24 protein-coding genes and 1 pseudogene are annotated in these 24,713 nt (G+C 42.9%); 8 read left to right on the forward strand and 17 right to left on the reverse strand.

Annotation, left to right across the window (positions count from 1 at the left end; translation table 11 throughout):
* Positions 1 to 13 precede the first annotated feature (13 nt).
* Entirely contained in the window at positions 14 to 1,426 is a 1,413-nt protein-coding gene (locus tag BAE31_RS11745) for a capsular polysaccharide export protein, LipB/KpsS family (protein WP_076840504.1), read from the reverse strand.
* Between the two features lie 6 nt (positions 1,427 to 1,432).
* Positions 1,433 to 2,203: a glycosyltransferase family 2 protein gene (locus BAE31_RS11750; RefSeq protein ID WP_076840631.1), complete on the reverse strand. Its 771-nt coding sequence runs from the start codon at positions 2,201 to 2,203 to the stop codon at positions 1,433 to 1,435.
* 184 nt (positions 2,204 to 2,387) lie between these two features.
* Here BAE31_RS11750 and BAE31_RS11755 point away from each other — a divergent pair, with 184 nt between their 5' ends.
* From BAE31_RS11755 to BAE31_RS11765, 3 genes are all read left to right on the forward strand, one after another.
* Positions 2,388 to 3,053 carry a YIP1 family protein gene (locus tag BAE31_RS11755; RefSeq protein ID WP_249895867.1) on the forward strand — a complete coding sequence of 222 codons (666 nt, stop codon included), beginning with the start codon at positions 2,388 to 2,390 and terminating at the stop codon, positions 3,051 to 3,053.
* A gap of 193 nt (positions 3,054 to 3,246) precedes the next feature.
* Entirely contained in the window at positions 3,247 to 3,777 is a 531-nt protein-coding gene (gene gerQ, locus BAE31_RS11760) for a spore coat protein GerQ (protein WP_024426405.1), read from the forward strand.
* A gap of 129 nt (positions 3,778 to 3,906) precedes the next feature.
* Positions 3,907 to 4,524, forward strand: coding sequence for a cupin domain-containing protein (locus tag BAE31_RS11765; RefSeq protein ID WP_024423814.1), 618 nt, complete (start codon positions 3,907 to 3,909; stop codon positions 4,522 to 4,524).
* A 39-nt stretch (positions 4,525 to 4,563) separates the two neighbouring features.
* Here the strand turns inward: BAE31_RS11765 and BAE31_RS11770 are convergent, their stop codons facing one another.
* From BAE31_RS11770 to BAE31_RS11780, 3 genes are all read right to left on the reverse strand, one after another.
* Positions 4,564 to 4,935, reverse strand: coding sequence for a DUF423 domain-containing protein (locus BAE31_RS11770; RefSeq protein ID WP_025093833.1), 372 nt, complete (start codon positions 4,933 to 4,935; stop codon positions 4,564 to 4,566).
* 70 nt (positions 4,936 to 5,005) lie between these two features.
* Positions 5,006 to 6,313, reverse strand: coding sequence for a purine/pyrimidine permease (locus BAE31_RS11775; protein ID WP_041108276.1), 1,308 nt, complete (start codon positions 6,311 to 6,313; stop codon positions 5,006 to 5,008).
* Positions 6,314 to 6,346: 33 nt separating this feature from the next.
* Positions 6,347 to 6,679 (reverse strand): YwdI family protein, encoded by a 333-nt coding sequence (locus BAE31_RS11780; protein ID WP_024423816.1) that lies wholly within the window; start codon positions 6,677 to 6,679, stop codon positions 6,347 to 6,349.
* Between the two features lie 170 nt (positions 6,680 to 6,849).
* Here BAE31_RS11780 and BAE31_RS11785 point away from each other — a divergent pair, with 170 nt between their 5' ends.
* Positions 6,850 to 8,208 (forward strand): aldehyde dehydrogenase, encoded by a 1,359-nt coding sequence (locus tag BAE31_RS11785; protein WP_076840506.1) that lies wholly within the window; start codon positions 6,850 to 6,852, stop codon positions 8,206 to 8,208.
* A 33-nt stretch (positions 8,209 to 8,241) separates the two neighbouring features.
* Here BAE31_RS11785 and BAE31_RS11790 read toward each other — a convergent pair whose 3' ends face one another.
* Positions 8,242 to 8,922 (reverse strand): uracil-DNA glycosylase, encoded by a 681-nt coding sequence (locus BAE31_RS11790; RefSeq protein ID WP_024426408.1) that lies wholly within the window; start codon positions 8,920 to 8,922, stop codon positions 8,242 to 8,244.
* Positions 8,919 to 9,746, reverse strand: a complete 828-nt coding sequence (locus BAE31_RS11795; RefSeq protein WP_075621533.1) for a glycosyltransferase family 2 protein — start codon at positions 9,744 to 9,746, stop codon at positions 8,919 to 8,921. Before BAE31_RS11795 ends, BAE31_RS11790 begins: the two co-directional genes overlap by 4 nt.
* A gap of 128 nt (positions 9,747 to 9,874) precedes the next feature.
* On the opposite strand from BAE31_RS11795, the gene BAE31_RS11800 reads away from it, so the two are divergent.
* Together BAE31_RS11800 and BAE31_RS11805 are read left to right on the forward strand one after the other, a co-directional pair.
* Positions 9,875 to 10,189 (forward strand): YflT domain-containing protein, encoded by a 315-nt coding sequence (locus BAE31_RS11800; RefSeq protein ID WP_024423820.1) that lies wholly within the window; start codon positions 9,875 to 9,877, stop codon positions 10,187 to 10,189.
* A gap of 125 nt (positions 10,190 to 10,314) precedes the next feature.
* Complete coding sequence (locus tag BAE31_RS11805; protein WP_041108286.1) at positions 10,315 to 11,124, forward strand: bifunctional hydroxymethylpyrimidine kinase/phosphomethylpyrimidine kinase; 810 nt, start codon at positions 10,315 to 10,317, stop codon at positions 11,122 to 11,124.
* Positions 11,125 to 11,169: 45 nt separating this feature from the next.
* Here the strand turns inward: BAE31_RS11805 and BAE31_RS11810 are convergent, their stop codons facing one another.
* From BAE31_RS11810 to BAE31_RS11835, 6 genes are all read right to left on the reverse strand, one after another.
* Positions 11,170 to 12,249: a chitobiase/beta-hexosaminidase C-terminal domain-containing protein gene (locus BAE31_RS11810; RefSeq protein WP_076840507.1), complete on the reverse strand. Its 1,080-nt coding sequence runs from the start codon at positions 12,247 to 12,249 to the stop codon at positions 11,170 to 11,172.
* A 155-nt stretch (positions 12,250 to 12,404) separates the two neighbouring features.
* Positions 12,405 to 12,659 (reverse strand): hypothetical protein, encoded by a 255-nt coding sequence (locus tag BAE31_RS11815; RefSeq protein WP_024423823.1) that lies wholly within the window; start codon positions 12,657 to 12,659, stop codon positions 12,405 to 12,407.
* Between the two features lie 190 nt (positions 12,660 to 12,849).
* Positions 12,850 to 14,307 (reverse strand): sucrose-6-phosphate hydrolase, encoded by a 1,458-nt coding sequence (locus tag BAE31_RS11820; RefSeq protein WP_076840508.1) that lies wholly within the window; start codon positions 14,305 to 14,307, stop codon positions 12,850 to 12,852.
* 19 nt (positions 14,308 to 14,326) lie between these two features.
* A complete protein-coding gene (locus tag BAE31_RS11825) occupies positions 14,327 to 15,715 on the reverse strand; it encodes a sucrose-specific PTS transporter subunit IIBC (RefSeq protein WP_076840509.1) in 1,389 nt (462 codons plus the stop codon).
* 256 nt (positions 15,716 to 15,971) lie between these two features.
* On the reverse strand, positions 15,972 to 16,805 hold the full coding sequence (locus BAE31_RS11830) for a PRD domain-containing protein (RefSeq protein ID WP_024423828.1): 834 nt from the start codon (positions 16,803 to 16,805) through the stop codon (positions 15,972 to 15,974).
* A 52-nt stretch (positions 16,806 to 16,857) separates the two neighbouring features.
* Entirely contained in the window at positions 16,858 to 17,136 is a 279-nt protein-coding gene (locus BAE31_RS11835) for a hypothetical protein (protein ID WP_076840510.1), read from the reverse strand.
* A gap of 500 nt (positions 17,137 to 17,636) precedes the next feature.
* Between BAE31_RS11835 and BAE31_RS11840 the strand changes: the two genes are divergently transcribed.
* On the forward strand, positions 17,637 to 20,063 hold the full coding sequence (locus BAE31_RS11840) for a S8 family peptidase (RefSeq protein ID WP_076840511.1): 2,427 nt from the start codon (positions 17,637 to 17,639) through the stop codon (positions 20,061 to 20,063).
* A gap of 320 nt (positions 20,064 to 20,383) precedes the next feature.
* Here the strand turns inward: BAE31_RS11840 and BAE31_RS11850 are convergent.
* From BAE31_RS11850 to BAE31_RS11860, 3 genes and pseudogenes are all read right to left on the reverse strand, one after another.
* Positions 20,384 to 21,388 (reverse strand): annotated as a pseudogene (locus tag BAE31_RS11850) (LLM class flavin-dependent oxidoreductase).
* A gap of 53 nt (positions 21,389 to 21,441) precedes the next feature.
* On the reverse strand, positions 21,442 to 22,191 hold the full coding sequence (gene nfsA / locus BAE31_RS11855) for an oxygen-insensitive NADPH nitroreductase (RefSeq protein WP_041108300.1): 750 nt from the start codon (positions 22,189 to 22,191) through the stop codon (positions 21,442 to 21,444).
* A gap of 110 nt (positions 22,192 to 22,301) precedes the next feature.
* Positions 22,302 to 23,513, reverse strand: coding sequence for an FtsW/RodA/SpoVE family cell cycle protein (locus BAE31_RS11860; RefSeq protein ID WP_041108302.1), 1,212 nt, complete (start codon positions 23,511 to 23,513; stop codon positions 22,302 to 22,304).
* A gap of 477 nt (positions 23,514 to 23,990) precedes the next feature.
* Between BAE31_RS11860 and BAE31_RS11865 the strand changes: the two genes are divergently transcribed.
* Entirely contained in the window at positions 23,991 to 24,254 is a 264-nt protein-coding gene (locus tag BAE31_RS11865) for a spore morphogenesis/germination protein YwcE (RefSeq protein ID WP_008345491.1), read from the forward strand.
* A 77-nt stretch (positions 24,255 to 24,331) separates the two neighbouring features.
* Here the strand turns inward: BAE31_RS11865 and qoxD are convergent, their stop codons facing one another.
* Positions 24,332 to 24,712 (reverse strand): cytochrome aa3 quinol oxidase subunit IV, encoded by a 381-nt coding sequence (gene qoxD, locus BAE31_RS11870; RefSeq protein WP_012011667.1) that lies wholly within the window; start codon positions 24,710 to 24,712, stop codon positions 24,332 to 24,334.
* Between the last annotated feature and the right edge of the window lies 1 nt (position 24,713).

Here is a 24,713-nt window from a genome sequence, read left to right on the forward strand (position 1 = left end):
CACACCCCTATCTTCATCTCTGAAAATCCACACCAGTTTTTGTTTTAAGCAGAGAAAGCAGAACATCGATAGATCGCGCATGCGGATAATGTTGTTTAATGAACTGAGCTCCTTGCTGCTTTGCCAGTTTCATCTCTTGTTCATCCGACAAAATACGAATGGCTTTCTCAGCTAATTCAACAGGGTTTTCCATATGATAGCTGCCAAGCGACTCGTAATATGGGTATCTTCTGCCTTCTGTCATTTTCCCGATCAGCACACTCTTTTCAAAAAGCATCGCTTCAAGACCAACTGTGGATGTGAGCGTAATCACGATATCCACATATGGCAGCAGATCATACAGGTCAATTTCTTTTTTAATCAATCTCACATGATTCCCAGCTCGTTCAATAGACACATAGTCATTTAATCGATTTCGAGCAATTTCCCAAGGATGCGGCTTCATGATCAGCTGAATGTCTTTCCGTTTGGCGATCGTTTTAAGAACATCGCCATAAAAGGCTTCAGAAAACGGCTGCGTTGCCACAAGCACGGTCTTTTTAGCCGGACTGAAGTTCAATTTACGAAAAATGAGATCCTGTTGAAGCGGCGTTCGCTCCTTCACCAGATCAAACCTCGGATGACCTGTGATTTCTACCTGTTCCGGCTGACAGCCTTTGTCTACATACCAGTCCTTTTCATATTTTCCAAACACCCCATGGCAAGTCGTGAAAATCGGTAAAAAGGCTTCGTCTCCCATAAGCGCGCCGTGCTGAAGACAGATACTCGTAAGCTGGCGTTTCACTGTTTGCAAAGCGAGTACGCGGCTGTAGACATCCTCTGTCGTTCCAACAATAACAGCTGCAATCGGCAGCATTTGAAATAGCATTTCTATCTGGTCAATGACATCAATAAATTGCACAATGTCCTTCCGCAGTTTTTCTCTAAAAAAGACATTGCCAAAGACAGGGTGGTGAGCGTAAGGTTTAAGGAGAACATTTGCTTTTTCAATATATTCAGCGTGGGCTTCTTTATTAACCTCTCCGGCTAATTCCGGCTTACTGATCACGGGTAATCCGTAATAATCCGCCTTCTTCCAGCGAGCGAGCACCACCGTTTGGTTTGGATGGAACCGCGTGTAATTTTGTTCCGTAAAACGCAGGTGTTCAAAGTGAAGCAATACCTTTCCATTCGCCGGACGATAAGCAATACGCTTGATCTGCTGCTTATGCTGATCAAAAAATGGCTGAATCTCTTCCGGTAATGGACAAGCGGTTGTCAGTTCTTGACCGAATGCTTCATCTTCCATGTGCTCCCTCACTTCAGGACTGATATATTGATAAAAATTACTGATCAACCCAAGAGGAATTTGCTTGTAGGACAAATCCTTCATTAGATTCACATACTCAAAGTACACCTGCCAATAATGATGAATATAGTGTGACACTTCAGGTCACCTCCCATGTCTTTGTTTTAATATACTGCGAAGCTCCCAGCAGGTAGACTGCTCGGGAAGTGCTTGAATAAAGGCACTTTTCTCTTCTTCTGCCAGCTGATAATGAATCGACTGATCTGTGATGTAATTTGTATCTAATATTTCATCAAACGGATAGAACGGATAAAAATGATTTAACCGGAAAAAGAAACGGGCATCCCCTATTCGATAAAAATGCGGACTCTCGTCCCAGTAAGACCCAAATTCCTCATGAATTTTTGATAAAATGGATGTACGATGCACGACCGAGCAATGATCTATGGCGCAGGGGGCATTCCATTGCACTGTTTGCGCCGGCCGAATCGTTTCCTTCACTGGCTCTTTTTTGCTATTTAAATAGATCACTTTAGAACTAGAATAGACAATATCTTTACCTGGATGGGTATCTAGATAATGAGTGAGCTTCTCTAAACGGTCCGGGGCGTAGACATTGTCATCTGTGGCATAGGAAATATACTCCCCTTTTGCCAGTTCTAATGCTTGATTAATCAGCACGGCGTAGCGAGTTTTCGCTGTTCTCTCTTCCAGCGTTTTGACACCGCTTTGGATAAAATGAACGCGGGGATCTTTGCGAAACGGTTCAATCGCAGCAAGGGTTTTTTCGTTTGATCCATCATCCATGATAAAAAGTTCAAAGTCTGACAGCGTCTGCTGCAGGACCGCTTCAATCGATCTGCCGACGTAAGCCGCCTTGTTGTAGCTCGTCATAATGACAGTTACTTTTGTCAAAGTTTTCACCTCGGTCTCTTTCAAACTATGTTTATCATATGTGTCTCCTCTTAAAGAGACTGTAGAGTGACCTATTTTTTATAAAATTGTATTTTTTTATTGATCTATCTTTGAAAAATGCGAACTTTTTGGTAATATAAGTAATCATTTGTGTGTATTAAAGGAGTAAAGAACATTGGAAGCTATGAAGAATGATCACTCCCAAGAAGAGGAATTAAAAGGATTTTTTCGATTTTTTAAAATTTTCGTCGCGACAAAAACGATTATTCGCTCATATCAACATTCCAATATTCCCATTTGGCTGATGATGCTCCTTGCAAGTATCGCCGGTACGGGCTGGATCTACGAAGGGTATTTTAGCGAGTATATGGGCAATCATATTCCATTCCCTTTTATTCTGTTACAAGGAGCGGGATATGGTATTTTGGCAGGCAATATTATTCTATTTTTCGGTGTCCTCCTGATCAAATGGTTAGGGCGTCTCTTTTTCGGCTGTCAAACGGCGTATCGAGATATACTCAAGGCCTGCACACTGACGGTCTTTTTCCCTTCTGCTTTATTTTCACTTACTTGGATTTTCACAGTTGGGATGCTCGGTCCGTATACGTTTGTTAAAGTCTCACCATATTTAGATCAGCATTATGAAGTATGGTATTATCTCGATCTTTTAACTCTTACGGATGTATATGCAAAGACGTGGATATTTGGAATGGCTGTTTTAGGCATTGTCGCTGTGATGAAGCTCAGATTATGGCAAGCCTTCATCATTGTGATCACACCGCCCGCCGCGTTTTTTCTCATCATGACACTTTTATTTGATATTCAGCACGCTGTAAACTGGATCATGTAAAAAGGACGAGTACCGATAGAATGCGAGGGTTTGTCTACACGCTGAGGAATTGCATAGCAGTTCCTTTTTTTCGTTTAATGTACATATTCTCCCCTCCTGTCTCATAGTGTGAAAGAGAGAAAGAATGCTATGGAAACAACAGGTGCTTTAGCGCCTTCTGTTTAGAACACCATGAGGAAAGAGGAGGAACGTTATGAAATTGAAAAATCAATTTGGGCAAGGTTCGGGTTTCGAAGGTCAAGATTTCCGCCAGCAACAATATGGAGCAAATCCGTATCCTGCGCAGCAGATGGGTTATTCAGTCCCTCCCCAAACGCAGGGTCAAATGCAGCAGGGGTTTTCACCAATGCCGTCTACCGGCACTTCACAAGGAGGCCAAGGAACGCAGGGCGGCGGTCAGCCCTATCAAATTCCTTCTGGACCGGTTTATCAGCAGAATGTCACCGGGCAGCTGCCTATTGAGCAGTCCTATATTGAAAATATTTTACGATTGAACCGCGGCAAGGTAGCCACGATTTATATGACATTTGAGGCGAGCAAGGAATGGAATTCGAAGATTTTTAGAGGCGTCATTGAAGCTGCAGGACGTGACCACATTATCATTAGTGATAATAAGACAGGAACACGATACTTACTATTAACGATCTATCTTGATTACATTACGTTTGATGGGGAAATTCAATATGACTATCCATACTCGATGTCTACGTATTCTCCGAGATAACGTCAAGCATGGCAAAAGCAAGGCTCAGGTGCCCTTGCTTTTTTCTTTTGTCTAGGTTTTTGTCACACCTCTAGGGCGCTGCTCATAAGATGCCTAGTAGTTTTTATCAAAAGCCTAGAGGTGACATCAATGACTGTTGAGCTGGATTATACATCACCAAATGTCAAATTTTCATACGATTTGAATCAAAGCCCCCTTGTGAAATTCGATCAGCATAACCTGATTAATGTGTTAGGAAAAAAACAATTAAACTCGTTGGATCAAGTGTCCCTGCTGGATATATATTTGAGTAAAAGCAAAGTTGTAGAGCCTCATTATCATCAAAATGCGGCAGAGCTTGTTTATTGTATAGCCGGTTCTGCTGCCGTATCGATGCTGAATCCATTTACAAAAAAACTGCACACCTACACCATCACACCTGGACAGGTGGCAAACGTGCCTCAAGGCTGGTGGCACTATGAAGTCGCTCTCCAAGACAGAACTCATTTGTTAGCCATTTTTAACGCATCTACACCTGAAGTGATCCTAGGCTCAGACCTTCTCACCCTCACCCCTTCTCACATCATGGCCCATACTTATTGCATGAACGAAACACAGTGGAAGCAGGCGATAAAGCCTGTGAAACCAAGTGTGTTTATCGGACCATTTTGCCACCGGGAGGAAGAGTCTCAAACGCACCCTGTCCCTCCATCTCACTACGTCCCATATTATCAAGCACCGCCCAACTATACCCCTTACTGGAGTTAAAAAAAACCGATGCCCCTATGAGAGCATCGGTTTTTTGGCTTATAAATTTTTTGCTGCTGCAATGACAAGCATGATCCAAGAGGCGATAAATGCTACTCCGCCAATAGGGGTAATGGCACCTAGAATCTTCACCTGCGTCAATGCCAGCACATAAAGGCTTCCTGAGAAGAAAAGGATGCCTGCAAGCATCACCCAGCCAGCGGCAGGAACCAAGGAGACACCTGACAGCTTATCTGCAAGAAAAGCGACAACAAATAAGCCAATGGCATGGAACATCTGATATTGAACACCTTTATTCCATATTTCTATATATTTTTCAGGGATTTTCCCTTCTAGACCGTGCGCACCGAAGGCTCCAAGTCCAACAGCAAGCATGGCGTTAATGGCGCCTAAAATGAAAAATAGTTTCATTCGTCATTCTCCTTATCTCGTCAATTATATTTATCATAGCGCGGGTGAAGGGCGACATTCAACTTTCCCTTTACGTTGACACGAGATTGTCGGATTTCTTTTTCTTTCGTAACAAGACTTGGTCAACCACAATCGCAATGAGTGTGCCTAGAACAAGACCGTTGCTTAATAATGAAATGAGCACAGGATGCATGCCTTTCAAGGCCTCCTGAGGCACAAACATCGCCCCTACGCCTGCTAAAACAGCAATACCAAGAACAAAGCGAATCCGCGGAATTTCTTCTTTCTCATACTGATCAAACTCCGACATCGCAATCCCAATCATAGAAGAGAAGACCACAAAGTTTACAGCAAGCCCCACAGGTGATGGCAATGCAGAGAAAAAGCTCATGAGCAGCGGAAACAAACTAATGAGAACAACAAGCAGACTTCCTATGAAAAAAGGCTTTCTCGAAGGAATTTTGGTTGTCTGGATAAATCCTGCTGCCCCGGAAATAGGTACAGGCGCAATCGCACCGATCAGCCCGCTTAGTAAATGACCAAATGCTGCGACAAAACCGGCAGGACGTGCTCTTTTCCGCTCACGCAGTTCACCAAATGCCTTCACTGAGCTTTCCACAATTCGAATACTTGCCAGCATGTTCACAATGAGTAAAATCGTTATAAAAAAGGACGTGACAAGCAATCCGCTGTCAAAGACCGGCATACCGAATGGAAACAGCTTCGGAAACTCGATGATTTGTTCTGGAATTCGAACTGGCTTCGCCAATCCGAGTAGAGCGAATAACAGCCATCCGCCTGCAAGAGCGAATAACACAGAAAACTGCCTCAAGTAATGCCATTTTGAGCGGCTGATCATGAAAGTGAGGATAATAATCAAGATCGATAAGCAAAAGACAAGCCCGTCCACCTGATTTCCCCGATAGCCGATGCCCATCAGCCCTTTCATGATTGGCTGACTTAGCTGCACAACAAGCAGCAGCAGGTAAATGCCTGTGACGACTGGCGTAAATAAAGACGCGAGCCAATTGATGATTTTAAATAAACTAAATATAAAAAAGAAAACAGCACTAAAAATTAAAGCCCCTTGTAATGCTTGCAGGGTTTCAGGATACGTCGCAAAGATTGTACCTGTCATGCCGGCATAAAGGGTATACACACCCCACCAAAGCCCTGCTGGACTTTCATTAATCGGCAGCATATGGCCGCATAAACACTGCACCATTGCCACAAGACCAAGTGAAAAGAAAGTACTTTGAATCAGCTCCGCCGATTGCACTTGATTCAATTCAAATGCTTGTGCAATCGCAATTGGTACGGCAATAGAAGCTGCGATAAAAAATGCCATCCACTGAATGGCGCCTAAAAATAGTTTCAAACCGATCACCTTCCCTTTGTCGTGACAAGACCATTAAAAATCAAAAATAGAGTCGCCGTTCCCGTCCTTCTCTTTTTGACCCTCATCATTTTGCTGAAATTTCTTCGCGCCACTTGTGCCCATGAGTTTCTCCAGCATGGCTTGATCTGCAGACACAGATGGTGCTGATGGTGTATGTATCGATGAAGGTGGTGAAATGACCGGCGACTGCGGCATTTGCACCTGTGATGGTGCGTCGAGAATGACATCACATAGTGAAGAAATGGCCGCCACTTGACGTTTCACCTCTTCATCATTTCCACTTTGTTTTGCTTTTTGAACCGCTTCCTCCATTTTTTGAAGCAGGCTTGATATATGAATATTCAAGGGTAGACCCTCCAATCTAAAAAAATCTCTTTTCAACATTATTTTACCAAATGAACAAACCAAATGGGTTCATTTTTTCAAAGCAGTGCGCTCACGACTCTCTTATTTGACCCGTCATCTTCATTCACACATAATAAAAGAAACAACATCGTCTATGAAAGGATTGAATAATGGACAAGCTCACTGCTCTATTTCAGAAACAAAAAGTCTTTCAGAAGCCGGCGGTTCAAGAACGCATCCGCATTCTTCAAGACTTAAAAGCAGCAATCAAACAGCATGAAAAGGATATTTTACAGGCCTTAGCCCATGATTTACATAAATCCGAACAGGAAGCCTATACAACAGAGATCGGGATGGTGTATGAAGAAATCAATCATACCATCAAGCACCTTCACAAATGGGCGAAGCCAACTCGCGTGAAAACACCGCTGACTCATATCGGATCAAAAAGCATGATCATCAAGGAACCTTATGGAAGTGTGCTCATCATTGCTCCTTGGAACTATCCTTTCCAATTGGCCCTTTCTCCATTAGTCGGTGCGATTTCTGCGGGAAATGCCGTGATTTTAAAGCCGTCTGAGCTGACGCCGGCAGTCTCACAAGTGATCAGCACAATCATCAAACATGTATTTCAAGAAGACCATGCAGCTGTCGTAGAGGGCGGTGTCGATGTCAGTACAGAACTGCTGAAACTGCCCTTTGATTATATCTTCTTTACTGGAAGTGTGGCAGTTGGCAAAGTCGTCATGGAAGCCGCCGCAAAGCATTTGACCCCTGTCACACTTGAGCTTGGCGGAAAAAGTCCCAGCATTGTCATGCCTGATGCCGACATCAAGTTAGCAGCGAAGCGGATCACCTTTGGAAAATTCACCAATGCAGGGCAAACCTGCATTGCACCAGACTATTTGCTCGTTCATGAATCCATCAAAGAGGAACTTTTGCGAGAAATAACGGCCTGTATCCGTGACTTTTATGGTGAACATCCCGAAACGCATCCGCACTTTGGAAAAAATGTTAGTCAGCGCCACTTTGACAGGCTCACACAATTTCTCTCAAATGGAACGATCGTCACAGGTGGACAGCGCAATGAACAGGAGCTCAAAATCGCTCCGACCATTTTAGACCACATCTCATGGGAAGATCCCGTCATGCAGGAGGAAATTTTCGGACCGATTCTGCCTGTCATGACCTTTGATTCTCTGCATGAAGCAGTTCATATGATCAAAGCAAGGCCAAAGCCGCTTGCGCTTTACTTATTTACAACAAATAAAGAGACAGAAAACTATATTCTAGACAACCTCTCATTTGGCGGAGGATGTATCAATGACACGCTTATGCATGTCGCTACCCCTTACCTGCCATTCGGAGGCGTCGGCGAAAGCGGCATGGGGCGATATCACGGGAAGGACAGCTTCTTTACTTTTACGCATGAAAAAAGCGTCCTGCGGCAAACCAATCGCTTCGATTTTTCCTTCCGTTATCCAAATGCGAAAAACGGACTCGACTTGGTTCGTAAATTTTTAAAATAAACAGGACGAAGGGTCTCTCCCCTCGTCCTATTTTCATTCAATATCCTTGATACACCAATTGATTTCTTCAATCCCCATTTGCTTTAAATACGCGTTTACCTTTGAAAACGGTCGGCTGCCAAAAAAGCCGTTTCTTGCAGAAAAAGGACTTGGATGAGGTGACTCAATGATGAAATGCTTGTTTTGATCAATGCGTTCTTTCTTGTTTTGAGCATGTCTTCCCCATAACACAAAAACGACGGGCTGTTCACGCTGATTTAGCACATCAATCACGCGGTCTGTCACACGTTCCCAGCCCTTGCCTTTATGAGAATTCGCCTCGCCCTTTCTCACAGTCAGCACAGTGTTTAAAAGCAGCACACCCTGCTCTGCCCAGCTGACAAGTGAGCCGTGGTTTGGAACAGGACAGCCAAGATCATCCTTTAGCTCCTGAAAAATATTTCTCAAAGATGGCGGATGTTTGACGCCCGGCTGAACAGAAAAGCTTAATCCATGTGCCTGCCCTGGGCCATGATAAGGGTCTTGTCCTAAAATCACCACTTTGACCTTTTCATATGACGTCAAATGAAGAGCACGATACACGTCATCTGGTTTTGGAAAAACGGTCTGCGTGCGATATTCTTCCTTCATCCATTCACGTAATTCCTGATAATACGGCTGTTCAAATTCACTTTTCATCACAGCCCACCAGCTATCATTTAAAAATGGCTTCATTGCGGTTTTCCTCCTTCTACTTGCTGCGCGAGTCTGGAGATCATCGGTTTTCCATCCCACACAATCTCACTCTCTGATTCTCTTTTTTTCATCGCTGGTTCTTCTAATAATATAGCAAAGTTCGCTGTCGGCAGATCGCCCAGTTCATGCTTTTCACTTAAATCATCTAAGTAGTTTTTCCTTGTTTCACCAAGATCACTAGACTGATTTCCACCGCCGTCAAAAAATGCATAGATCACGCTCGCAGCTGGCACCCGTTTCACTCGGGCATGCTGTGATACACGCAAAAAGAAGTCCCAGTCCCAATAATGATGCATCGCTGGATCAAAATAGCCTATCTCATCGTGTATACAGCGCTTGTACATACTGCCCGAAGGAACATATGTAGAAAAGACACGCATATCCTCAATATCTGCTGTATAAGCAAACAAACGTCTCGACAGCGGAAAACGGGTCGCACCTTTTTCTTCAAATGATACAATTTCTGCATCAGAAAAGACAAAATCGGCATCCTCCAGCGCCTTACTCATGCGTTCGATATGACAAGATGTGAAGTAATCATCGTCGTCACTCAGCATGATGACGTCGCCTGTCAGCTCCCGCACCCCCACATTTCTGGCATTTACATGCTGGACATTCTCATCTAAATGAATCAAGCGGATCGGAAGCTCAGGGTAAAGTTCCTGAATGATGTCGACTCGCTCTCCTGCATCATTGACGACAACAATTTCAAAAGGCTGTACGGTTTGTCTTGTAATGGATTCAAGCAGCTCACACAGTGCGCTGAGCCGGTTATGTGTCACAATTAATAAGGAAATCTTCATATGCAGCTTACTCCTTTAATAGATTCGTCTTTTTCCATTAAAACATAAATTGACTTTCTTCTCATGATATAAAAGGCGGTTTGATTTGATGGGAAAATGGGAATTTTTGATGAAAAGGAGTGATGATGATGGAATATATCACGGTGGAGAATAGTAAAGAAGCAAAACAGACCATTGACCACATTCATTCATCGGGATCATCAAAGGACGCTGTTTTTGTTTTTGCCTACGACCCAGAACGCTCTGATACCGTAACAGAGCATACAGACGCCAAAAGCATGACAGCGGTCGATCAAGGGATTTTGGATCAAGTCGCCAATGTCATTCGCACCCGGGATGATGAACTGATGGCCAAAATGATGTCAACTGGGGCCGATCAAGAGTTAGCCTTAACCCTTTTAGACGAGCTGAAAAAAGGGAAATTGGTGATTTGTAAAAGGTAAGAAAAAGAGGCGTTCCGAAGAGAGGAACGCTTTTTTATGCCGTTTCATTGTGATAAACGGAAAAGCTGATTATAATAAGGGATAGAACAATAACTGTTACACATCACATTGGAGGTTCAGCAACTATGTCTATGAATAAAGCACTCACCATCGCAGGTTCGGATTCAAGCGGCGGTGCAGGTATCCAAGCAGATTTAAAAACGTTTCAAGAAAAAAACGTCTACGGGATGACAGCTTTAACCGTTGTCGTTGCAATGGACCCACATCATCATTGGGATCATCAGGTGTTTCCAATTGATACGGCGACAATTCGCGCGCAGCTCTCTACCATTGTAGAAGGCATTGGTGTAGATGCACTAAAAACGGGTATGCTTCCTACCGTCGACGTGATCGAGCTTGCAGCTGACACCATCAAAACATATGACCTAAAAAATGTCGTCATTGATCCTGTCATGGTTTGTAAGGGTGCGAACGAAGTCCTTTACCCAGAGCACGCGGAAGCATTGCGCGAAAAGCTCACGCCACTGGCAACCGTTATCACACCTAATCTTTTCGAAGCAGGTCAATTAAGCGGAATCGGCGAGATCAAAACGATCGAACAAATGGAAGAAGCAGCAAAACGCATTCACGAACTTGGTGCAAAGTATGTGGTTATCACTGGAGGCGGTAAGCTCAGCGAAGACAAAGCCATCGATTTACTTTATGATGGACAAACCTTCGAACGCCTTGAAACAGATAAAATCGACACAGAATACACACACGGCGCAGGCTGCACATTCTCAGCAGCAGTCACAGCTGAACTAGCGAATGGATCAGATGTGAAAGAAGCCATTTATGCAGCAAAAGAATTCATCACGGCTGCCATTAAAGGTTCTTTCCAGCTAAACGAATACATTGGACCAACAAAGCATTCTGCTCATCGTTTTGACAAATAAAACAGAAAAAACCGATTCGCCTTGTTAGGGTGAATCGGTTTTTGTTTATCGAAAGCTTCGTCTCTGTGCAAACAGCCAATCTGTTAAGCCTGGCGTCTCATAAGCAGGCGTCCATGATGCATGGTCATATCCATACTTGCTTACGTACTCCGTATAAAGCGGCTGGCCGCCAGCTTTTTGAATAGCTTGAATTGTATTTCTTGCATAGCTGATAGGGATAATGGAATCATCTTCTGCATGAAATGCCCATATTGGCTTGTGTGCTAAAATTCCTGCCTTGCTTGGATCTGCCCCCCCCCCCGCAATAGGAATCATCGCTGCAAACAAACGAGGATATGTGATGTTCAACTGGTACGTGCCAAATCCACCTTGTGATAAACCCGTCGCATAAATTCTTTTCTGATCAATCTGATAAGAAGTTAACACATGCTGAAGGACATCATAAGCTTTGTGTAAATCTGGTGAAAATTGAAACACGTTCGTCAGATCAATTTCATTTTGCAAATTTCTTGTTAAAGCAAAGCCTCCATCGACAGCATTTCGCGCCTGAGGTGCTAGTACGTACGAAGGATGTTTCTTTTGGACTTCAGGAGAAGCCCATAAAACTGCACCATCATTCGCAAGTAACTGCTTTTGATTGTCTGTTCCCCTCTCCCCGCCTCCATGTAAGAATAGGACGAGAGGATAGGCTTTACCCCTCTTATGATTTTTCGGAATGTACAACCTATAAGGCATTCCTTGATATTCAAAAGATAAAAAGGATGATGCGATATCCTCTCGTGTGACAAAACGATAATTGTACGTAGACGTAGCAAGTCGATACCTATTTTTGTAAGCGCTTACTTTTAAAGTCGTATTGGCATCAATATGAATAGGCTTTTTATATCGCTGACTTTGAGTTGTCGGCTGGCTGCCATCTGTTGTGTAATAAAGAGAAGCTTTTGGCACCGGAGAATGGAGAACCACCTCTTGTGAGCGATAATATTCACCAGATGGTACAGAGGCAGTAGGTGCAAAAAATGACGTGTGTTGAGTTCGGGCAGAAGAAACGGAAGGAAAAAGAAAACTCATAGAAAATAGGACAATCATAAAGGTGATCAGGCATTTCTTGGTTGTATGGTTCATATCGTTCCTCCTGTACATGCTCAGATGAATTTTTTATTTATTATTGATCATGACAATATAAATGTCAACGCTTTCATTTAAATTTCTGAATAATCTTATTGAATTAAAAAAGCGTACCCTCTTCCGAGTACACTCTTTTATCCAAACATGAATGCTTATTTTTGCTGATCGGACTCTTTCGCCATTTTTCGAATAAAGGCTTCAATGGATTCAACAAATAAAGCATATTCTTTCATTTGTTTATACGTATCTGACAGCTTCTCTTTCACTTCTTCCTGCTCTAAAGAAGGTTCACCGAGAATAGATTGAACTTGAATGAGCAATTCTTTATATTCTTCACGTTTATCTTCAACATGATCTGCCATTGTCTCCAAGCGTTTTCTAGTCGTCGGCTGCTGTTTTGAATTCAAGTAAACAACCCCTTTTTTTGTCCTACCGCATTTGGATAAACGTCAGCCTCAGCTGTATATATTTTAAAATGATACCATAATTCCACCTGTTATCATATATGTAAAACGTCATCAAACCGCTTTAGGCCAACCTTGTATATACACGTTATAGGCTCTAAGATACAGGCTGATCTCACTAGAAAAAAGCAGATCATTGACCTGCTTCTCTTTGTAAATGCCATGTCTTCAGTTTCAGCTTTGTTTCATTTCTGCCACTGATGGAGATCGATTTATTTCCCGGGGAAGGAAAGTAACGTGCAGTAAAAACTTCTCGGCCTCCGTTTACAAAAATCTCAATTGACGATGAGTCGATAAAGATATGAAGGTCGTGTAATTCCTCTATGACTGCTTCACGAACTTCCTTTGATCGATCTTCAAATCGATCCCGCTCTAATGTCAGCTTCCCTTCCTCTTTATCATAGATGATGCGTGCAGCTGCACGGATACAGCATTCAAACCCTTTTTGTGTGTCAATTTGATCAATGAATACCTCTGCGCTCGTAATATCCTCTACAGGGATGGAATGAACAGAACGTTTAATATGAAAAACATGCTCTTGTTCATTGGTCCGCATGGATTGAAGTTCACTTACTGGTTTTTGAATCAGATGTCCGTCCTCATCTAAATGGAGCTCTCTCGGGATCGTGAGACAGTGTATCCATTGATAAGAAATGGTCGGATGATGCTCTTCTCCTTGATCAGGCACCCCCATCCACCCGATTAAAAGTCGCCTGCCTGTTTCGTCTAGAAAGGTTTGCTGCGCATAAAAGTCAAAACCGCGGTCCAGTTCCTCAAACGCTCCGTGTGTATATTGATAGGAGTGATCATCTAATGTGCCAACAAAATAGCCTGATTGATGTGTGTTGTGATATTTTAAGCCATCCGGCTCTAGTCCTTGCGGTGACACAATCAATACATCCCGGCCGTCTAATTCAAACAGATCTGGACATTCCCACATATAGCCGAATTTGTCTAAACCATTCTTTCCGCTGCCTGCAATCGTGCCTTGAAACGTCCAATTATCTAACGTATCAGAGGTAAATAAGACAAGGTGTCCTTTCAGATCTAAGCTTTGTGCACCAAGGACCATGTACCACTGGCCATTTCGCTTCCATACCTTCGGATCTCGAAAATGGGCAGTGAATCCTTCCGGCAGCGTTGCCACGACACCTTTTTTCTCAAAGTGAATACCATCTTCCGAAACAGCTAAACATTGATACGTCTCACGGTTCCCTTGTTCATCCCGAACGTTTCCAGTGTACATCACATACATCCGCCCATCGTCTATAAATGCACTGCCAGAATAACAGCCGTTTTGATCAAACCAATCACTTGGGGCAAGAGCGGCTTCTTCGTGCTGCCAATTGACTAGATCTGTCGATGTGTAATGCCCCCAGAATTTTGCACCATGCCCCGTTTTGAATGGCTGCCACTGATAGAAGACGTGGTAAATTCCTTTCCACTGAATCAGCCCATTCGGATCATTTAAAAGACCGACTGGCGGCATCAAATGAAAATGCTGCCGGTACACATCCTTTTTGACCAAATGCTCATAGTTTCGAATACGGTCTGCTATCTTTTGACGAAGTGCTGCGTCAGTTGTTGTCATGACTGTGACCACTCCTTGATTATTTTTCGACTTCTTTTATTTTAAAAATGATAGTGAGAATAAATGAAACAGCAACAGCGATTAACATACCAATCACATAATTGACCACATTCTGAACACCGAATGGTGCTGCAATCGCAATCATCGGTATGCCTGTTAAACCATAGGCATTGGCTGCTACCTTCGTGAAAACTACAAATGCCCCGCCCAATGCTCCTCCAATCATCGCCGCAATAAATGGTTGACGATAGCGGAGGTTTACACCGAATATGACAGGCTCAGTAATTCCTAAAAAAGCAGAGAAGGCGGCAGGAAGGGCAATTTCTTTTGTTTTTGCACGCTTGGCTAAGAAAAAGACAGCCAATCCTGCCCCGCCTTGGGCGACATTGGACATTGCCCAGATCGGCAGCAAATAGTTACGCCCAATATCATTCAGCAATCCTGCCTCAATCGCATGGAAGCTATGGTGAACCCCTGTGAGCACAATTAAAGAGTAAGCACCGCCGAAAATGAGTCCTGCTAAGAACCCTGCATGGTCATAAATAAATGTCAGTGCATTCGAAATTCCTGTACCAAGCATTCTTCCAAGCGGTCCAACTGCAATAAATGTCAAAAATCCAGTGACAATCACGGTCACAAATGGGGTCACAAGTAAATCAATACTGTTCGGAACCACTTTTCTTAAATTTTTCTCAACAAGGCACATGATATATACGGTCAATAACACTGGAATAACCGTCCCTTGGTAACCAAGAAGAGCAATATCAACATTGAATAAATGCATATATTCAGGTTTTGCTTCCGTCAATCCCCACGGATTAAGCAGATTCGGGTGAATCATAATTCCCCCAATGACAGCCCCTAAATACGGATTTCCGCCAAACTCTTTCGCTGCACTGACCCCAATTAAAATCGGCAAAATGATAAAGGCTGCACTTGAGAACATATCAAGCATTTGGAAGATCGCAGAGCTTGGATCAGCCCATTTGAAGGCTTTCATCATACCTAAGAGACCCATTAACAAACCGCTTGCCACAATTGCTGGAATGATCGGTACAAAAATATTTGATAACGTCTTTGCAAAACGCGCAAGTGGATTCATTTTTTGTTTCACTGCTTCATCATGGCTGACAGGCTTTTGTTTCTCGTCGCCAGTCTCAAGACCAGTCTCACGAGCAAATGGTTCATATACTTTGTTGACAGATCCCGTTCCAAAAATGACTTGAAATTGTCCTGAACTTGAGAAAGCCCCTTTTACACCTTCAAGTTCTTCAATGGCCTCTTTGTCAATCAAATCCTCATTTTTCACCACCAATCTGAGTCTTGTTGCACAATGCGTAGCACTGATGACATTTTCTTTGCCGCCTAACAGTTTTGTTAATTCTTTGGCTGTTTTTTGATAATCCATGAAGTTTCCTCCTTTTTTAAAGCAAAAAAGACCTAAAATTCACCAACGAGTAAAGGACATACACGTCCCCTCGTTACGCAAATTTTAGGTCTTGCCTGCCTGACAGTCACAATCCCGCGGTATCAAATTTTGATTACGCTTTCATCATAGTATAAGACTGTGACATGCGTCAACCTCTTTTTTCAAATCCAATGACCCATATACACTAATAAGGGTAGTGTGCATAAAAAAAAGCCTGCATGCAGGCACGATCATTTTAAACCAATTCGGCTTCCTGCAGACGCTGGACATGCAGCGTGATGTAGCCGATCTCCGATTCAGGGAGATGAAGTCCATATTCATCTTTTAACAAATCAGCCAGTCCAAGTGCACACCGGTACGCCGTATCATACTTTGTTTGGATAAAAATCAGCATGTCTTCGTCCATGATTTGAAATGCCTCATTCGATTCCAACCTGCCTAATGCATACCTCAAATGTGTCACAAGCCGCTGATAGGAAATACTATCCTCATCAATTGAATGCTGAAAATAGCTTTCAATATGCTCGATCATTTCTTTAATCATCGTTGTATATTTCACGGTCTTTTTCATGGACTCCGTATTCATTTTGGCCGTATGAATATGAAGTGCCACATATCCTGCCTCATCGTCCGGCAGTTCAACCCCAAGCCGCTCCTTTACATAACGAATGGCATACTTTCCAATCTCATATTCCTGCTTATATAAGACTTTGATCTCACCAAGCAATTTATTATATAGCACAATGCCTTTTTGAAGGCGTTCAATGGCGAAGGACAAATGATCAGTCAGTGATATGTGGATGTGATCACTGAGCGGCATCATGAGTTTCCCCTCTGCATAACTGATGATATGCTCTGCCACCTCAATATGCGCTTCTGGCAATGTGGCAAGAATTTGTTTGAATTTCTCATTTTCTTCACGCACAACAAAGATTTTCTCTATTTTTTGAAGAGGAACGACGTCATTTTTCCCCTTCTGAAAAGCAATTCCGGGTCCCATCACAATTTTCTCCTGATCGCCCTCCTTCACAACCACTGCGTTGTTATTCAATATTTTATATATCTTCAAGGGGTATCCTCTCCCAGCAGATAACATTTCTTATGTGGGATTTTACCCTGTTTCACTTTTTCTGTAAAGGTAAGAGCGGACCAGCACGCGCCTCTCGCATCGTCTTCTCTTCAAGCATCATCAGACTTTGAGTAAACCGCTTCTCTGCCCTGCGTTTCTTCTTATGTTCTTCTGCCAGCTTCTCCAGCTCTCTCTCTTTCACTACTTGAAAGAATCCGGCATCCGCCGCGGCCGTCTGAAACTCTTGATTCTTCATCATCACACCAGGGTTCACAAGCACATTCATCATGAAACCAAACCATACGCTCAACCAGCTTTTTAATTTCTTCACTGAACATCCCTCCGCTTTTCTTAGAATCTAGCAGCTCTAGCAAAACAACTGCTCCTATCATATCCCGAGAAAAAAGAGAGGTTTGTCACAATCTGGGTGAAAAAACAAACTAGTTTTCAGAAGTTTTGTTGAAAAGTGCAGAAGATCATCATGTTCCTGGATGTTTTATTGAAAATTTTATACACACGCTATCCCAAAGATAAGCACACCTTATCAACAGGGTTTATCCACATATCAACACCCTCTTACTAGATTTTGTGTATGTAAATTTTTTATTTTCCATATATGTATCTTAATAATCGAGTTATCAACAGATATTTGTGAATAAGTGCGACTTTATAAACAAAATAGTTCTTTATAACTATGTAAAATAAGACCATTTTAGTAAAGGAATTGTTTTCAACGTATTGAATACTTAATAACGGGCAGTGAATCTTTCCTATTTATCCACAAAAAGAAAGGCTATCTCCCTAAAAACACAGCTAGAAAGGGGAAAATTAATGAAAAAGGTAATATCTCGTTCTTCTGTTCTATTGTTCTCCACTATTTTTATTTTATCCACATTCTTTACCGGTCAACAGGCTGCTGCTGCTCCATCTAACAAAAAGATGGAACTAGAAAAAGCAGAAATCTTCGGTGAAATCAATGTCAACTCGAGAAAACAAACCACTGTCATTGTTGAATTAAAGGAAAAATCCTTAGTTGAAGCCAAGCAAGATGGCGAAGCACAAACAAAAGCCTCCCTCAAAAAATCTCGAACAAAAGTAAAGAACGCAGCACTCAAAGAGGTAGATAAAGCGAGTGTTCGTCAAGAATATGAAAAAGTCTTCTCTGGTTTCTCTATGAAACTTCCTGCAAACGAAATCCCGAAGCTGCTCGCAGTTGATGGAGTAAAAGCCGTTTATCCGGATGTTACATATAAAACCGATGAAGTGAAAAAGGAAAGCATCCAGCTTCCAAACGAAGATGTCTCCCCGCTTATGGATAAGAGCGCTCCATTTATCGGTGCACCAAAAGCATGGGATGCCGGCTATTCTGGAAAAGGGGTCAAAGTCGCAGTCATTGATACTGGAGTAGACTATACCCACCCTGATTTAAAAGGAAACTTCGGTTTATACAAAGGCTATGATTTTGTTGATAATGATTATTCTCCGCAAGAGACACCTAAAGGAGATCCTAGAGGCGAATCCACAGATCACGGCACACACGTTGCAGGAACGATTGCGGCAAATGGACAAATTAAAGGGGTCGCAAAGGATGCCACGCTTCTTGCATACCGTGTACTGGGACCAGGTGGATCTGGAACAACCGAGAACGTTCTTGCAGGCATCGACCGGGCTGTTACTGACGGAGCAGATGTCATGAACCTCTCTCTTGGGAACAGTGTCAATAACCCTGATTATGCAACGAGCATTGCACTCGATTGGGCCATGTCTGAAGGCGTTGTAGCTGTTACTTCGAATGGAAACAGCGGTCCTAATAACTGGACTGTCGGTTCTCCCGGCACGTCAAGAGAGGCCATTTCTGTCGGGGCAACTCAGCTTCCGTACAGCCTTTACAATGTGAAATTCCCGAATTATTCTACTGCAAAAGTCATGGGATACTACCAAGAGAGTGATTTAAAAGCGCTTGACCAAAAACAAGTCATTCTCGTCCAAGCAGGAATCGGTGACGAAAAGGCATTTGAAGACATCGATGTTAAAGGAAAAGTGGCCGTGATTGAACGTGGTGCCATTGCTTTTGTGGATAAAGTCGACAATGCAAAAGCCGCTGGTGCAATCGGCGTTGTGATGTATAACAATACCGATGGAGAAATTCCAGTCGACGTACCAGGTCTCGCACTTCCTACAATTAAGCTGTCAAAAGCTGAAGGAACAGCGCTTATTAAAGCCATTGAGGCTGGAAACGATACAACGGCTTTCTCCATTCAATTTGTCAAAGAACTTAGTGAGCAAGTCGCTGACTTCTCATCCCGCGGACCGGTTGTGGATACGTGGATGATTAAGCCTGATTTATCAGCACCCGGTGTCAGCATTGTGAGTACGATCCCAACGCATGATCCTTCTCAGCCTTACGGATATGGTTCTAAGCAAGGAACAAGTATGGCATCTCCGCATGTGGCAGGAGTTGCAGCGATCATCAAACAAGCAAAACCATCGTACTCAACTGAACAAATCAAAGCATTGCTGATGAATACAGCAGAAAAACTGTTTGACGCAAATGGCAGCCCATTCCCTCATAACACACAAGGAACAGGCAGCGTTCGAATCATGGAATCACTTCAAGCGTCTTCTATCGTTTCTGATGCGAGCTATTCATACGGCACTTTCTTAAAGGAAAAAGGCGTTCAAATCAAAACGAAGAAATTTAAGGTAGAAAACCTTTCAAAAGCACCGAAAACGTATACCATTGATTACAAATTCAATGGCAGCGGCATTAGTACAAACGGAACGAAAAAAATCACCGTCAAAGGGAATTCCACTGGATCCTTTACTTCCGCAGTACAGGTGAATTACGGAAAAACCAAAAAAGGGACGTACCAAGGCAGCATCACCATTCGCGAAAATGGCAGAAAGGTCACGGAAATCCCTACTTTATTGATTGTGAAAGAGCCTGATTATCCGCGCGTCACTTCTGTTTCCGTAGAGCCGGACAACCGTGCTGGAAGCTATGTCATTAGCAGTTACCTGCCTGGCGGTGCTGAGAACCTTGCATTCCTTGTCTACTCGACCGATGGAGAGTATTTAGGTGAAGCTGGTGTTTATCAACATGTTGATAAAGGAGAGCACCGCGTAAAATGGAATGGCACAATCAATCAAGGCCAGAAGCTTGAAGCTGGTGAGTATACAATGCTTGCGTATGCAAGTTTGAAAGGAAAATCAGATACCGTACAAACGAAGGAACCTTTCGAAATTTACCCTGAATAAATGTGCATCACAAGAAAAGCCTTGTATGAGCGGATAAGCTCATCAAGGCTTTTCGATCATATATGGAGGAAAGAGAAACTCATGTTGATATTGCTATGGATCGTTTCTTTTTTTACTGCTTTTTTTCTGACGATCACTTCGGTTTATTTTCTAACCTTTTTACATACGAAGCAGCCTCGTCCTTTTCATCAAGCATGCGAGCTGACTGTTTATGCTTCATGTATCTATCCGCTCAGCCTGCTGGTGTCAGCCGCCTTCTTCCTCACCATGATGCTCCTTTTCCCCTTGTACTTGCTCCGCAGGCGATAAATATACATACGTTATGCATCAAAGGCTTCTTTTAATAAACGATACGATGTGAGCCTGTCTTGCATGTGATGTGTGATGGTCACAGCGATCAATTCATCTGTCCGATAAGCCTTCGCGAGTGTGGTCAGCTGCTTTTTCACAGATGCTGGTGTTCCAATGACCATCCTTTGACGATTGGCAGCCACTCGTTTTTGTTCATAAGGACTGTAGGAATACGACTGTGCCTCTTCATATGAAGGAAAGCCTTCAAGATTCAGCCCCTGTTCATTGGCAAGTAAAGATAAATCTAAGCTGACAGCCAGTTTTTCTGCCTGCTCCTCTGTTTCGGCACATAAAACAAAGACTGCCAGACTGACACGCGGCTGATCACCGAATACTGAAGGTTCAAATCAGTTGATATATTGCTCCACAGAGTCTTCTCCGCCTTCACCATTAATAAAAAGCGCAAACGTGTAGCCTGCACCTGCTTTCGCCGCAAGCCTTGCACTCCCTCCAGAAGAACCAAGCATCCATACTTCTGGCGCGGTCTCTACCTTCGGAGAAGCGGTCAAATGAGGCAGCGGGTAACATTCATCCGCTAGATCATGTAAATAGACCTTCAATTCCTCTACCTGCTCAGGATACTGGTCGCCTAGACGCTTGCGCTCACCATGATGAAGGGCAATGGAGGAAATAGGCATACCACCAGGAGCACGTCCAATCCCAAGATCGATTCTGCCAGGAGCCAGCGCTTCGAGAACCCTGAAGTTCTCTGCTACTTTATAGGCACTGTAGTGGGGGAGCATAACGCCGCCAGAGCCAATGCGTATATGCGACGTAACGGCTGATAAATGGCCGAGAAGCACCTCTGGACTCGATCCTGCAAGCCGGTTTGAAAAATGATGCTCTGATACCCAAAAACGGTGATAACCCCACTTCTCCGCCTGCTTCGCCAGTTCAACCGTCTGCTTCAGTGCTTCAGCAGGCGTAGCGCCTCCTATCAAAGGAGATTGATCCAGTATACTTAATTTCATTATGCTGCACCTCTTACAGAAATCCCCCTCTCTTAATGGAAAGGGGGATATCTTATTTATTTTCGATTAAAGCCCTTCTCTTTCACAAATTCCCCAAGGAAGGCACGCTTTGGCTGACTAAAGCCCCGCAGCATCTGCTCAGACCAAGTATCTTTTCTCTCACCGTTTGTTCGTGCTTCATAATATGCGGAAATACGATCGTCGTATTCTTTTAAATAACGATCCACATGCGCTTCATCTTGCTGATATGAATTTTCATGATAGATGAGTTCAACTGGCAGCCGTTCCTTTTGTGACGACTGATTAGCTGGATGGCCAACAGCCAGACCGAATAACGGCAGCACATAAGATGGCGTTTCAAGCACTTCAGAGACTTCTCTCAGCTGATTACGCAGTCCGCCAATATAGCAGATCCCAAGTCCCATTGATTCTGCAGCAACACTGACATTTTGTGCAGCCAATGCCGCATCGATGACGCTAATGAGAAAGGCTTCCGTATTCTCAAGCGCCTCCTGATGATTCTTCCCTGCTTTTTTTGCAATATGATCATGGCGTTTCAAGTCTGCACAGAAGACAAAGAAATGCCCGTTCTTCTCAACGTATGGCTGATTCCCAGCCAGTTCAGCAAGCTTGGCCTTCTTCTTCTGATCTGTCACCCCAATAATACTATACGCCTGTACATAGCTTGATGTCGAAGCAGCCTGTGCACTTTTGATCAGTGTCAGCACCTCTTCTTCTGTCAAACGCTCGTCTGTAAACGAACGGATGGATCGATGATTTAATATGGTTTCTATCGTTTTGTTCAATTCGAAGACCTCCTTCACTTCTTCTATCATAAGGCAAAGACATAGGACTTTTCAAAAATGAAAACTCGCATAAAAAAAGACAGCCTATGCTTAGACTGCCCTTACCTGTTTTATTTAAATAAATAACTTTGATATTTCGTTAATTGAACGCTTGCGTTATAGGCGATCCCGAATCCAATAAGAACGGACAAGACAGAGCTTCCACCAAAGCTGATAAATAAGAGTGGAATCCCTGTTACAGGCATCACGCCTATGTTCATGCCAATGTTCTGGAACGTATGGATTACAATCAATGCTGTATATCCTACGCAGAAGAATGACGCAAATCGGCTATAAGGATGGATACGGTCAATCAGTACGACAAGCCGGTAGATCAAGAAGAAGAACATGATCACAACAAACGCACAGCCGATAAAGCCAAAGGCTTCACCTATAATGGAGAAAATCATATCCGTTTGTGCTTCAGGGACATAGACCTTTAAGTTTTTAATGCCATTCCCAAAAATCTGCCCTGCACCAATGGCCATAATCGCCTGCTCCACTTGATATTTATCAGATCCAGATGCATCCTGCGTCTGTGCTTGGTTGGCTGTCGAAGAACTATCAGGCAGCCAAGCGGTAATCCGGTTAATCTGGTACTGCTGAATGCCTATTGTTTTCGCAAAATCAGGGAATAAGATGATCACAGCTAAAACAGAAGCAACTAAAAGCACAACCACTGAACCGATGAGAGAGATCAGTTTCCAATTGACCCCTGATAAAAACACCATCACGACAACAATAAACATACAAACAGCCGCAGTCCCTGCATCCTGCAAGAAGATCAGTCCAACTGGTACAGCTGCCACTCCGGCAATTTTTAATAGAAGGAAAATATCATCCTCTAATGTCCGCTTTCCTCTAGGTGTAGACTTACCAATGACAGATGCGAGCATCATAATCAAACCAATTTTCATGAACTCTGAAGGCTGAAATGTCCCTATTCCAGGTAACACAAACCAGCTTTTTGCACCATTTTTGATTGGAGCAAAATCATGACCTCCGATTTGTGCAGGAGCGATTTTTAGAAGAATTAACAGCATAATGCCGCCTATAAATATATATAAGCTCAGTTTCTCTAATTGCTCTAAGTCAAAATAATTAATAGCAACAATACATATAACTCCGACCATATAGTATATGATCTGTCTGGTCCATGCATTAGATCCGTACTGCCCAAATTGACCCGCAGCATAAATCGCAATGACACTGATGGCAAAGAAGGCTAAAAATATAAAAATCAAATCTCCTTGATAGTAAGGAGATGTATTCTGCTTGTTCATGAACTAACCACCCTTATTACAAAACATAAAAGCCCTTATTTATATTAGATTGAAATTTTCACAAAATCAACTCACCTTAAATATGACGGAAGATACATCCGAAAGGTTCCATTCAATTTTCAAAAAATGAAATACTTTTCATCCTAACAATAGGAAAAAATCCCTCTATCCACTTTTCATTCAATCGATCTCAAGTCCTTTAAAAAGTTTATTTTACAGATTTTAAGGGGAAAATTCAATGACCTATGTGGCAATATAACAAGTAAACATCAAACGAGCATAAGCTGCACTGAGGAAAGAGGAATAAAACCATTTTGTATGGAATAAGGCCCATTTTCCAATTATTACGTTTACTTCAAAGTCAATTGTGGTATAATACTTGTAACAAAATGTTCACAATATCTCCTAAAAACAGACACAATTGCATCCTGACCTCTCATTTGATTTGAATATCAACTTACAAAGGAGTTGGATACGATGGATATGTTCTTTGCGTACCTATGTATAGCAACGGCTACACCCCTGTTTTTATGGCTGGAAAACAGAAAAATTGCATTAGCATCTATTCCACCCATTATGATTATGTGGATTTTCTTTGGTCTTTACATGACAAGCAGTTTATCTCCAGCAGGACATACCTTCATGATCGCATTCTTTGCCATTAACGTGATTTTGGCTCACATTGCAGCGTTCCTCATCTACGGACTTCCATTCATTCGCAAAAGATTCAGCAGCAGATAGATATCGTCCAACTATTGGAAGCGTTATCACCATCATGATAAAAACCACTCACCTTCAAGAGATGAGTGGTTTTTTTATTATTTCTCTGAATGCTCAGACTGCTTTGGCGCAGACGGTGAATAACCGTCTTTACTGTTCTCTCCGTGGCTGTAGTGAGCCGCAAAGATCCAAACAGATCCGATGACGAAGATAATCGCACAGAACAGACCAAACAAAGTATTTCCGACTTGAACAGTTCCGTTTTCACTCTCTGTCATGTGCATAAACATGAACAGCTGCAAGAATGCTTGAATGAACGCAAAACCAAAGATAATCCATAGTTTTGCGGAACTGCCAATTTCAGCTCCAATCGCAATCCAGAATGCTAAGACTGTCAGCACAATGGATAGGATAAAGCCAACTACGTGTTTCCAAGGGAAGTGTTCGTGCTCTGCTGAGGAATGTGTTTTTCCAGCCATA

The sequence above is a fragment of the Bacillus sp. I-2 genome, assembly GCF_001974945.1.
GTDB lineage: Bacteria > Bacillota > Bacilli > Bacillales > Bacillaceae > Bacillus > Bacillus safensis.